Genomic DNA, 12,276 nt, shown 5'->3' with positions numbered 1-12,276 from the left:
GGAGGGATGAGGATTGTTGCTTGAAGATATTATAAAGGAGTTTGAGGAATGTCCTTTTTTACAGCACCTTGGATTGGATATTCTGAAATTTGAAGAAGGCGATGTAAGGATTAAGCTAACCATACAAGAGCACTTGCTGAACACAAATTATACTCTGCACGGTGGTGTATATGCGTCTGTTCTAGATTTTATTCAAAGCATGTATCTGCGCTCGGTGACAAAAACACGTTGTGTGACAACAAATTTAACGATTCACTACACAGCGCCTGTATCGGCTGGAGAAATGTTTGCTGAAGCCTCCATTATCTCTAAAGGATATAAAACAGCGTTTGTTGAGGGAATTCTAAAAGATCAAGAAGGGAGGCTGTTAGCAAAAGGAACAGGGACATTTAAACTGATCCAACCTGCTGAAACAGCTGAGGAAGGGAAGAAGCGTCAGGAGGATTTAGAGAAAGGGCAGCCTATATAACTAGTAATTAAGGAGACTGGAGCCAGACCGGAGATCGTTCCCTGCTTATGCAAAATTGGCCGGCTTCATAGGTCGAAACAGATAGAGTCAGCAATAAGGGCGATTTAGAAAGAAGCTTGTCTTCTTAAGATCCTCATTAACGTGAAGCAACATAGTGAAGCAGAGGTAAAAGATAAGATGATTTTTAAGATAGAAGCAAGGAGAGGATCAATAAGTGAAGAGAGACGCAGTCATCGTATCGGCGGTGCGCACGGCAATTGGAAAGCAAGGGGGAGCGCTTGCAAAAGTACCAGCCCATTTGTTTGGGGCAGAAATTATAAAAGAAGCATTAAAGCGGGCGAATGTGAAAGCAGAATGGGTGGAAGATGTCATTTTAGGAAATGTCCTAAGCGGAGGCGGCAATATCGCGAGATTGGCCGCTTTACAGACTGGAATGGGCATGGAACTTCCAGGGCTCACTGTAGACCGCCAGTGCGGATCCGGTATAAATGCCATTATTCTAGCCGCTCAAGCAATAAGAGCTGGAGAGGGTGATGTGTATATTGCTGGTGGAGTAGAAAGTATGAGCAGAGCCCCCTATTTGATGGATCGGCCAGAAGTACCTTACAGCGCTACCCCACCAAAGTTTAGGAAATCTCAGTTATCCCCAATCGAAATTGGGAATCCTCCAATGGGAATAACCGCTGAAAACTTAGCAGAAAAATATCAAATAAGCCGGGAAGAACAAGATGAATTCTCTTTAAAAAGTCAGCAAAAAATGGCTAAGGCAATGGAAGAAGGGCGTTTTGAAGGACAGATTGTGCCGATACATATACCTGTCCGAAAAGGAGACCCCATTGTATTTAAGAAGGATGAACATCCAAGACCTCAAACAACAAAAGAAGCTTTGGCTAAACTTTCACCAGCATTCCTGGAAGGGGGGACAGTGACCGCAGGAAATAGTTCCGGATTGAATGATGCGGCGTCCGCTCTAGTTGTAATGTCAAGAGAAAAGGCAGAGCAGCTTGGCATTCAACCACTAGCGGTCATTAAAGCACACGCTATTGCTGGTGTAGACCCAAATCTAATGGGAATCGGTCCTGTTCCGGCTACACAAAAGGTTCTGGAAAAAACCGGTCTCTCTATAGGTGATATGGATATTATTGAAATTAACGAGGCATTTGCTGCACAAGTGATTGCTTGTAACAGGGAACTAAAAATGGACCCTACTAAAGTGAACGTCAACGGCGGCGCTATTTCACACGGTCATCCACTTGGTGCTACAGGAGCCATTCTCTTTACGAAAGCTGTTTATGAACTGAAGAGATCCGATAGAAGGTATGGTCTTATTACAGCTTGTATTGGCGGAGGCCAAGGAATTGCGGCAATTATTGAAAGGGAGGAGTAACCTTGCTTTTCTCGAATAATATGTTGTTCCAGGTTGACAAACAAGGATAAAAGTAATTTTTAGTGTGGGCATATTTCTTGCGTTAACAATATAGCTAATTATCATGATAAAGCTTTTGCTTTCCAGGCAGCGGCTATTATTTGGGAATTGTGGCTTGATATTAACAAGGGCAATGCGAATGGGGAGGGACATCCGGTTGGGTCGGCTGGTGCCCGCATGGTCATCACTTTAATTCCTGAAATAATTTGCTGGCAAGAAAGATACGGGATCGCAACCCTCTGTGGCGGTGGCGGCCAAGGAGTGGCTAGGATGATTGAAGTGACTAAAAAAAGAAAAGGGGTTTATTGGAAATCTATTTATAATATTTTAGAGGGTTTCTTTGACATCACTTACAATACTAAAAAAAGAAGAATCCTATTAGGAACTAGGCATTGAGTTTGTTCAACAAAATCAACAACATAAACTACTATAAATGATTGCATATTCGGAAAGTGTAAAATCGCTCCAGCTGATTAGCAGACGGTTTAAGTTCCTTCATTAAGAAATAGGAACTGCCATATAATTTCTTTTGAAAAATTAGAAACAGAGTGAATGAACTTGGTGTTGCCTTCAAACGAAATTTTTTCCTACAAAAGGTTGCTTTAAAAGGGACACCGCTGGAACTGCAATGATAAATGGCCAGACCATTTTACGAGATCGAAGATAAACAAAAAGTTCAGTAGAGACAATATTTGCAAATGAAAGACAGATGAACGTTCCACTTACATAACCTTACGTAGAGAGGAATAAAAATTATGAGTAAAGTTCCGTCAATATTTCAAGGGTTACGAATGCCTGTAATCGGTTCACCACTGTTCATTATTAGTAATCCCAAATTAGTAATCGAACAATGTAAGGCCGGCATTATCGGATCAATGCCTGCGCTCAATGCTCGGCCAGTCTCGCAACTCGACGAATGGCTGGCAGAAATCACAGAGGAACTCGACTCGTATAACGCACGTAATCCAGACCGTCTTGCCGCGCCATTTGCAATTAATCAGAATGTGCACAAGACTAATCAACGCCTGGAAAAGGATATGGAAATTTGTGAGAAGTATAAAGTTCCTATTATTATTACATCTTTAGGCGCACGGGAAGATGTAAATGACGCGGTACACAGTTATGGGGGAGTTGTTTTACATGATGTGATTAATAACACTTTCGCACATAAAGCAATAGAAAAGGGCGCGGATGGGTTGATTGCTGTTGCTGCAGGGGCAGGAGGGCATGCTGGTGTAAAAAGTCCTTTTGCATTAATTCAGGAAATTAGACAGTGGTTCGATGGTCCACTTGCTTTAGCAGGTTCCATTGCAAGCGGAAGAGCGATACTTGCTGCTCAAGTAATGGGGGCGGACTTTGCTTATATTGGAACACCTTTTATTGCCACTTACGAAGCCAATGCTTCTGATGTATATAAGCAAGCCATTTTGGATAGTACGTCTGACGACATTGTGTATAGTAATCTCTTTACAGGTGTACATGGGAATTATCTGGCCCCATCCATTCGTGCTGCCGGTTTGGATGTTAATAATCTTCCTGAAAGTGATCCTTCTAAGATGAATTTTGCTAGAGAGACAAAACCGTGGAAAGATATCTGGGGAGCTGGTCAAGGCATTGGGACCATTAATGAGATCACAACTACAGCGGCATTTATAGACAAGCTCTATCAAGAGTATATTCAAACAAAGCAAAGTTTACTGAAACAAATGAATTCTTTTGATGCTGCAAGCAGGTTGAGGGAGCAAAGTTATTAAAGGAAGATGGAGAAACGGCTGCATTACCTATAAAATACCCTTTTCAAAAAGCTGAAATAAGAATAAAAGAGAAATTGGAGAGTTCTGTCCTTAATACCTGAAGCGGGGATTTTTTTGCTGATGGGCTGTGGCAACATAAATCCATCCTTTTAGCATGAAAACAGAAGAATATAAATTGAATGTTCGTATCTAAATAAGTACTAGACTTATATAATGCGGAATATGAGGCGGATTTTTCAGAATAGCTTCGATTTTGGGATAAACATGAGCTTATTAAAGAACTTAATATAGACTATTTAGAATTTATACCTGACCGTATGATTATAACGATGCCAGTAGAACCTCAAACTTGATAGCCTACTGGACTATTGCATGGAGGGGCATCTATTTTTTAGCGAAAATCACGGCGACCATAACAGCTGCTATTAATATACTAGCCCTAATAAATTGAATTCAATTAGCTCGGGGATTAATGGAAATCATATCGGCGGCAAAAGGGATGGCATTGTCATTACGGATGAAAGTGGAAAGTAATTGTATTCCTCGATGTACAGTAGCGATGACTAGTAAAAAAATAAAAAAGACCTTAATACATATGTATATTTCAACAATAGTTTAAGGAGGAATAAATATATGGAGCATATTATCGTGGATACACAAAATGGGGTTCGCACACTGACCTTAAACAGACCTGAGCGTCTCAATGCCGTAAATGATAAGCTTAGTATGGAGATAATCGAGACTATTGAGGAGGCTTCAGCTGATGATGAAGTCCGTGTCCTTGTAATAACCGGGAGTGGACGAGGCTTTTGTGCAGGCCTTGACCTGTCTGATTATTCAAAGAGAAATCCATCCATTTATTCCCGTCATAAAAGATTAGATGACTTGGGTTGGGTTGGTCATCAAGCATTAGGCATTGTTCATTGTGATAAACCGGTTATCGCCGCGATCAATGGTATAGCTGCTGGTGCAGGACTCGCCCTGGCTCTGGCCTGCGACATGCGCTTTATGTCTGCTGGAGCAAGTGTAACAACCGGATACATTCGTCGTGGTCTAAGCCCCGATGCGGGAATGACCTATTTTTTACCGCGTTTAGTGGGACAGGCCAAAGCAGCCGAATTGATCTATACAGGTCGAGACATCTATCCTGAAGAAGCCGAGCAGATCGGTTTGATTAACGGGATATTCCCTGATATAGAATTTCAGGATCGGGTTATGAATTTTGCTAGGGAACTAGCGGCAGGACCACCGGTTGCGATGACGTTATCCAAAAGAATGCTTGCCGTAAGCCCTGACACGGATCTTACGACCATTCTAAAACAAGAGTACGCCTCTATCAAAATTTGTTTTGAGACCAAAGATGTACAGGAAGGAGTTCGAGCCTTTACCGAGAAAAGGAAACCTGTATTCCGGGGTGAGTAATTATATATTGAAATAATCACCTTAAAGAAAATCATAAATAGGACAGTGCCTACAGAAGCCTTGTTTCGGACCTTTACAAACTATGGTGGAAGTTTATCATGTAGTAAAGAATTGACTCACGTGATAGCCCTGGTGAAAAGATAAATAATAACACAAATAAACAAATATCCAAGTATATAAGTGTAATTTTATTCAAGTGCACAGGGCTTTTTAGGAAAAACCATGTATTAATATAATGCTGTAATCATTATTCTACTTCTAAAGTTAAACGACTTTAACAATCGCCTATCAAATTTATAGATAGGCGATTGTTGGGTTTGTAAGAACACAATTCATCTAGTTTTTATAGGTTCATTGAAAATTAATTCATTGTGCGTTGATGCAAAGAGCATAAGTATGTGTAATTATGGTTAAAAAAGACGCGAGGCTTTAAAGAAAGTGGCATGCTTACAAAAAAGATACGATGTGTTATCCCTTCAAGCAAAGAATTCTAAGTGATTTTGATTAAACTTTTTATAAAAATGTCATACGTCTCTAAAAAGAGTGTCTCCATTTTGATCAGCTTTTTTAAAAAGGATTCTTCTTATTTATTGTGAAATCTAGGATTGCGATGTGCTTTTAATCAAACTTAATTTTACAGCGACATCTAGACTTCAGTTTTTCTTATTGAACGAACGGAGCAAGGTAGTGAAAGAAGAAGCCTAAAATAATGGGATACGAACTAAAGCATATAAAAAGAAACGATTAAAGCCCTGATAGTATTAATAGAAAAATGGCTGAAAAGAAAGTAAGTAAGGAGAGGTTGGAGTTTAAAAGCAGTGGAATAACATGTGTTGGATATCTATATAGGATAAAGTCTGATTTAGCAAGACCATGTATCATTATGGGCGCAGGATTTGGGGGTACACAGGACACTCCTATATATACCTGCAATTGGCAAGACTGGAGAATTGGCCGTTATGGTGGGTGATGAAGCGATAAAAGCAATAGCAGGTGTGCAGTCAAAAACATGGCGTAATGAGATTGCTCCAAGAGCGCTCATAGAAATGATGAAATATAAGCCAAGCAATGTTGCGAATAAAATAAAGGGAATTGTTATGGTGAGTATGATAAGGAAACACAAGGGCCACAGACGATAGAACTCATCAGAAACTTGTCTAAAGTAATGGTGAAACAGTATCCGGTTTCTCACTTCGCTTTTTATGAATCGGGAGTGCGTGAGGGAATTATCGCCGATCAAATTGATTTTCTAAAGAAAAGTTTTTTATTGAACAACTAGTTCATAGTTGGATTTACTCTTTCTTTGCCTGTGTAGAAGCTGTCAGGCGTAAAATACACCCTCTGGATGCCTATGTTATTGAAATGGTCGATGGAGTAGCGATGAGACTTCGTTCATACCACGTAGCAGACGGGAAAATCGCTCTTGCTATTAGCAGAGGGAATTAAACATCAAACGCAGCTGCCTAGATAGGCAAACTGCACGAAAGGCTTCGATTTCATAGCCTTTCTAAAGCTATCTAGGGGCTTGGTTAGCCATTCGGGCTACATGAAGCTTATCTACAACAACTTTAGCATGAGGCGATACCGTATTAACTGCATTTTTGTAAGACTTCCACATATCGATTGTGGCATATTCAATGCCATATCTATCATCTATTTCAGTTAGGCGCTGGATAACTGTTTCTTTATTACGGTTATAGCTTAATATCAAAGATAGTTTTATGCTCAACATTAGTCAGTGCAAGACGGGGCTTACGGATCATGTGTATTTCATCAATCCCTAGCCATTTACGAGTCTCAAACTGGTATTCGCGTTCTTTGAATGCCACACGATTCTTAAAGACATTTCTAACGGCCTTTTCGTTTACACCAATGTTTTCAGCTACTTCCATAGTAGAATCACATTTACGACACTTATACCTTCTTCGATTTAATTGTGAACCCACTCGTTTTAAACGAATGGGTAAGTCCATAATTAGTTGCTTTCTTGAATCATGTCAGTTTCATTTTCTTGTGGCGATTTTATTGCTCTAAGGTCTGGGAGGAATAATAGGTCTGTCAAGTTGTTCATCCTGTTCGACTCTGTGAGATTAGGGTAGGGGATTACTATATTTAACGAGTTATATTCAAATTTGTAATCAACCAGTGCTTTATCAATGACAGTACCGTTACAGGCTGCATAGCTTTGGTGTGATCCATATCATTTCCTTCTATGATTTCTACATCCCATCCAAGATGCTCTAACTCTTGTTTATTTTTTTGAAGTATACCGATAATATCTACTGTTACACTGCCAAAGTTTTCTCCATAAACAATAGTGTCTTTTTCCCCAGCAAACGCCAATCTTGGAATAACTAATTTATACTGAATCTCTCGATCATCAAACTCCATCAAATTTTTGTACATTGTAACAAATTGTTTAATTTGATTCGTGTCGATTTTTACCTGTATGTTATCCCACTCAACATTTTCTGGATTAACATGATTCTGTTCGTTACTAACAGGAGAGTTTTGATTATACAAAGCTTGTTCGTATGTTTTATTTGTTACCACCATCATTTCTTTATACGGACCATCTATTGGCGGAAAACCACCCATGATTAAACTTTCTAATCTATCTGTCCGAATGGCTAATTGTAATCCAACTAAAGCTAACCAAGAATATCCATAGTAGCTAAATTTCTTAACGTTCATTTCATCAGCAATTGTTAGCAAATCTTTTACTATATTTTCAGGTGTGAGATTCTCAGGGGTCGGATGTTGCAAACGGTGTCCTTCGTAGTCGAAATATAGAATCTGAAACTTGTCCGCGAGGCCCTCAATAAAATGTTTCCCTAATTCGGGGTCTACTCCCCACAACTTTAGGTTTTCAGCTGCTTGTCCATATACAGATTCTTTAGCAATTGGAAGCATGATGGCTGGAGAGTCGGGATTCCCAACTAAACCAACTTTTAATTCTGATTCATCCATAAGTTTTATGTTATTCTCCATATTTATCACTCCTAAAATGTTTATACTATTATCGTATAACATTCATGCAATATTTCGGTTTTTCGTCTTTCTCCCTATATATATTGGGATTTTATTTGAAATATATTATTGTAGCACTTGAAGGTTTTACTTTAAAAAAGGAGACAATAAATGGATTCATATACCCCTAAACAAATTGCAAACGCCTTAAATGTTAGCACAACAACTTTGAGAAGATATGAAGAACAAGATCTCATTCCTGCTGTACCAAGAACGAATAGTAATCACCGTCTTTATAAATCGATTCACTTCCAAGCTTTTACTACCATTAAAGCCTTGTTAAAAGGATATGACATACCCATTGTTTACGAAGTTATGAGAATGATTAAAAGTTCAAGGTTTGAAGAAGCCCTGTGGCTAGTGAATGAACAGCAATTCCATATACAAGTGGAGAAACAGCGAGTGGAAGAAATCCTGACCATGATTCAAAGTGCTGAATTTATTCAATATAAAAACGTGGAATTAAATGAGTGTATGAGTATTGGAGAGGCGGCAAAAATAGCGGGAGTAAATACTTCAGCTATCCGCCATTGGGAAAATGAAGGGTTAGTCCATTCAGAAAGAAATAAAGAAAACGGTTATAGAATGTTTTCGATACCTGAACTTCGAAAAATACTGATCATAAGCAGTTTAAGAAAAACCGTTTATTATATAGAAAATATGAAAAAATTATTAAACGATTTAGACACACAAAACTATGATAAAATTGAATATTCCTTTCAGTTAGCATTGGAAAATCTGAACAATCAACTATTACTTCAATTGAAAGGAATCACAGAACTGATGAAATATATACACTTTTATCAAGAAATAAATTCTTAAAAAAGAGATAAGTTCAAGCAAATCTTGTATAGTTTTACCGGAACAATGGATCACTAACGCGGTATTTAATCAGATTTGAAAACAGCCCAATCAAAAGGGCTGTTTTTGTGTTTTGTCCAGAAGCCTAATCAAATAGTTGTACATTTGTAAGATCAGAAAATGTCAATTTAATCATGTCATAAGATAGGCTTGGTAGCCCCTAACACCATGACGGTGTATATACATCTATGTTCTACAATTCTCTTTTATAAGGTAGCAGGGGAGCCATATAGGAATTTAATATTCAACTATGCGTATAATCTAAGTTTTTACGACCTACATAAGTTTCAATAAAGCTTTCTTTAATAGGATTGTGGATTATGTATGTAAGCAAAGACTAGTTTAAAAAGGTTCAATGATCATTGTTTTATAAAGGGAGCAATCATATAATTGTTTGAAAAAGGATGCGTATCATGCCAATTAACTCTTTTGAAAACTACCCGATGAGCTGGAAGCCATCGATTGATAAAACTAAAAAGCCTATTTATCAAGCACTCGCAGGGCAATTGGAGCAGGATATTTTAAACGGAGTTCTATTACCAGGAACAAAACTGCCTCCACAGCGAGAACTGGCCGATTATTTAGATTTAAATTTGAGTACCATTTCAAAAGCGTTTAAAGTGTGTGAGTTAAAGGGATTGTTAAGTGCAACTGTTGGAAGCGGCACATTTGTATCGTATGACGCGTTATCGAATGCGTATTTACTTGAAGATACAAAGCCGAAACATTTAATTGAAATGGGAGCAACCCTCCCAGATCATGCTTCTTACGAGCCGCTGTTACTCCAACTAAAAAGTATGCTGCAAGAGACAGATTATGAAAAATGGTTTGGTTATGGTCGGGCAGGCGAAAGCCTATGGCAAAAGGATGCAGCTATAAAGCTAATCCGAAGAAGTGGATTTGAAACAACTGTTGATCACATTTTATTTGCAAATGGCGGGCAAAATGCGATTGCTGCCACACTGGCGAGTCTTTGTAAGCCCGGAGATCGAATTGGTGTTGATCAGCATACATACCCTGGCTTAAAAACTGTGGCAGCAATGCTTAATGTGCAAATAGTGCCGATCAAATCAGATAACTACGAAATGAGCCCAACTTCTTTTGAATATGCATGTAAAAATGAAAATATTAAAGGCGTTTACTTGATTCCAGATTATCATAATCCGACAGCTTCCTTTATGTCGGTTGAGAACCGAAAAGTGATTGCAGCCATTGCCAAAAAGTATAATCAGTTCATTATTGAAGATGGATCGTACCATCTTCTCAATAAAAAACCACTGCCAGCAGTCGCATCATTTGCACCAGAACAAGTTATTTATATTGCAAGTTTATCTAAATCATTAGCACCGGGGTTACGACTAGCCTATGTAGCAGTGCCAAGTCAATTTAAGGAGCCAATTTCAAAGGCACTTTATAACTTAAATATAACTGTGTCTCCGTTATTAGCAGAACTGACAGCACGTACGATCGTATCAAATCAATTTGAATGCTTAATTGAGAGTCATCGGGAACAAACCATTCGCAGAAACCAAGTTGTACATCAATATTTGGGTGACTATATGTGTTTAGGTGCTGAAACAGGCATCTTTCGTTGGCTGCTATTACCAGGTAAAATTACCGGTGCTGAATTTGAAACGTTAGCTGTACAGCAGGGAGTACAAGTGTATGCGGCCGAACGTTTTGTAGTTGGGAATAGTTGTCCAGAAAGAGCAGTAAGGGTCTCTATCTGTGCGCCCAATACGATCGAAGAGCTTGAGAAAGGATTGATGATCCTTCAACGTTTACTAATCAATCTTACCTAATATTGTTTGCCATACAATTATAATATTGTATGGCATTTTTGTGCGTGTTATGATGATTCAAATTTAGTTGGAGGATGATAAGAAATAGAATTCATTTTTTAGAAAGGGAGGATAGACTGTGCTACATAAAGAAAATGTAAAAGTGTTAGATCGGCAATCAGATTGGTTACCAAGCTACGTTAGTTCACCAGAAAAACAGCAACAACTATATAAGAGAACATTAATCATTATTGTTCTATCTCAAGTTTTTGGAGGAGCAGGACTTGCAGCAGGAGTAACAGTAGGGGCACTTCTAGCCCAAGACATGTTAGGTACAGATAGTGTAACTGGAATTCCTACGGCATTATTTACTTTAGGATCAGCAGGGGCCGCATTGCTTGTGGGCCGACTTTCTCAAGTGCATGGGCGCCGTTCTGGACTTGCGGCAGGATTTTTGGCTGGAGGTCTTGGTGCCATTGGAGTAGTCATTTCAGCATTAACAAATAGCATTCTGCTTTTATTTATTTCACTGCTTATCTATGGGTCTGGATCAGCTACAAATCTACAAGCACGCTACGCGGGAACTGACTTGGCAAATTCAAGGCAAAGAGCAAAGGCTGTTAGTATGGCCATGGTCTCCACCACATTCGGTGCTGTTGCAGGTCCAAACTTGGTCGATGTAATGGGCAAGTTTGCAATGTCTGTAGGAATCCCTGCTTTAGCTGGTCCATTTATATTAGCTGCCGCAGCTTATACACTGGCTGGTTTGATTCTCTTCATTTTACTTCGTCCTGATCCCTTTATCGTTGCAAAAGCAATATCAGATGCTCAGAGAACAACCAGTCATTTAATTTCAGAGGAAAATTCTAATTTGTTATCGATAAACAGGCGAGGAATTTTTGCAGGGGCTGCAGTCATGGTTCTTACTCAATTTGTGATGACGGCTGTTATGACGATGACGCCCATACATATGGGACACCATGGTCATGGTTTGAATGAAGTAGGGATTGTCATTGGATTTCATATAGGTGCTATGTTTTTGCCTTCATTAGTAACGGGTTTTCTTGTTGATAAGATGGGGCGTGCTGTTATGGCTATTGCTTCTGCCATTACGCTGCTTGCTTCTGGCTTTTTAGCCGCTATGGGGCCTGCTGATTCGATGGTAGTACTCATTACTGCACTTGTTTTACTTGGGCTTGGCTGGAATTTCGGTTTAATTAGTGGAACAGCCATCCTTGTAGACGCAACCCCACCAGCTGCTCGGGCTAAGATACAAGGTTCTGTAGATGTTTGGATTGCTTTGTTAGGAGCATTAGGAGGAGGTTTATCTGGAATGGTTGTAGCCCATTCTAGTTATGCAGTTCTTTCAATTAGTGGCGCTATGCTTTCATTACTGCTTATTCCCGTTATTATTTGGGCACGTATCAATAAACAGAGTAATGTCTAATCAAATAACTGAATATTCATAATGCTATTGAAGTAGAGGTAGAGGGAGCTATTAAACTTTTAAAATAATTGTTAAACGTAATCAAT

The 12,276-nt window shown here is 39.1% G+C and carries 10 protein-coding genes and 1 pseudogene; 9 read left to right on the top strand and 2 right to left on the bottom strand.

All coding sequences use genetic code 11. The annotated features are described in order from the left end of the window. The first annotated feature begins 13 nt into the window (after positions 1-13). The 6 genes from MKZ02_RS22250 (at position 14) to MKZ02_RS22225 (ending at position 6,210) form a co-directional block, all read left to right on the top strand. A complete protein-coding gene (locus MKZ02_RS22250; protein ID WP_340856610.1) occupies positions 14-469 on the top strand; it encodes a PaaI family thioesterase in 456 nt (151 codons plus the stop codon). A gap of 214 nt (positions 470-683) precedes the next feature. Next, positions 684-1,856, top strand: coding sequence for a thiolase family protein (locus MKZ02_RS22245; protein WP_340856609.1), 1,173 nt, complete (start codon positions 684-686; stop codon positions 1,854-1,856). Between the two features lie 72 nt (positions 1,857-1,928). Continuing rightward, positions 1,929-2,291 carry a hypothetical protein gene (locus tag MKZ02_RS22240; protein ID WP_340856926.1) on the top strand — a complete coding sequence of 121 codons (363 nt, stop codon included), beginning with the start codon at positions 1,929-1,931 and terminating at the stop codon, positions 2,289-2,291. 359 nt (positions 2,292-2,650) lie between these two features. Then, entirely contained in the window at positions 2,651-3,649 is a 999-nt protein-coding gene (locus MKZ02_RS22235; protein WP_340856608.1) for an NAD(P)H-dependent flavin oxidoreductase, read from the top strand. A 633-nt stretch (positions 3,650-4,282) separates the two neighbouring features. Then, positions 4,283-5,071 carry an enoyl-CoA hydratase/isomerase family protein gene (locus MKZ02_RS22230; RefSeq protein ID WP_340856607.1) on the top strand — a complete coding sequence of 263 codons (789 nt, stop codon included), beginning with the start codon at positions 4,283-4,285 and terminating at the stop codon, positions 5,069-5,071. An 896-nt stretch (positions 5,072-5,967) separates the two neighbouring features. After that, positions 5,968-6,210, top strand: a complete 243-nt coding sequence (locus tag MKZ02_RS22225) for a hypothetical protein (RefSeq protein ID WP_340856605.1) — start codon at positions 5,968-5,970, stop codon at positions 6,208-6,210. A gap of 352 nt (positions 6,211-6,562) precedes the next feature. Here MKZ02_RS22225 and MKZ02_RS22220 read toward each other — a convergent pair. Both MKZ02_RS22220 and MKZ02_RS22215 read right to left on the bottom strand, forming a co-directional pair. Continuing rightward, a pseudogene (locus tag MKZ02_RS22220) lies at positions 6,563-7,133 on the bottom strand (transposase); the annotation flags it as partial. A gap of 50 nt (positions 7,134-7,183) precedes the next feature. Further along, complete coding sequence (locus MKZ02_RS22215; protein WP_340856604.1) at positions 7,184-8,062, bottom strand: alpha/beta fold hydrolase; 879 nt, start codon at positions 8,060-8,062, stop codon at positions 7,184-7,186. A gap of 150 nt (positions 8,063-8,212) precedes the next feature. Between MKZ02_RS22215 and MKZ02_RS22210 the strand changes: the two genes are divergently transcribed. The 3 genes from MKZ02_RS22210 (at position 8,213) to MKZ02_RS22200 (ending at position 12,190) form a co-directional block, all read left to right on the top strand. Continuing rightward, positions 8,213-8,923 carry a MerR family DNA-binding transcriptional regulator gene (locus tag MKZ02_RS22210; protein WP_340856603.1) on the top strand — a complete coding sequence of 237 codons (711 nt, stop codon included), beginning with the start codon at positions 8,213-8,215 and terminating at the stop codon, positions 8,921-8,923. A 452-nt stretch (positions 8,924-9,375) separates the two neighbouring features. After that, the gene (locus MKZ02_RS22205; RefSeq protein WP_340856602.1) at positions 9,376-10,764 is read left to right on the top strand and encodes an aminotransferase-like domain-containing protein; all 1,389 of its coding nucleotides are present in this window, start codon (positions 9,376-9,378) and stop codon (positions 10,762-10,764) included. Between the two features lie 118 nt (positions 10,765-10,882). Next, complete coding sequence (locus MKZ02_RS22200; protein WP_340856601.1) at positions 10,883-12,190, top strand: MFS transporter; 1,308 nt, start codon at positions 10,883-10,885, stop codon at positions 12,188-12,190. Positions 12,191-12,276: the final 86 nt, after the last annotated feature.

Source organism: Pseudobacillus sp. FSL P4-0506 (genome assembly GCF_038003025.1).
Taxonomy (GTDB): domain Bacteria; phylum Bacillota; class Bacilli; order Bacillales; family Domibacillaceae; genus Pseudobacillus.
The sequence above is the reverse complement of the archived record's forward strand: the minus strand, read 5'-3'. Positions and strand labels throughout refer to the sequence as shown.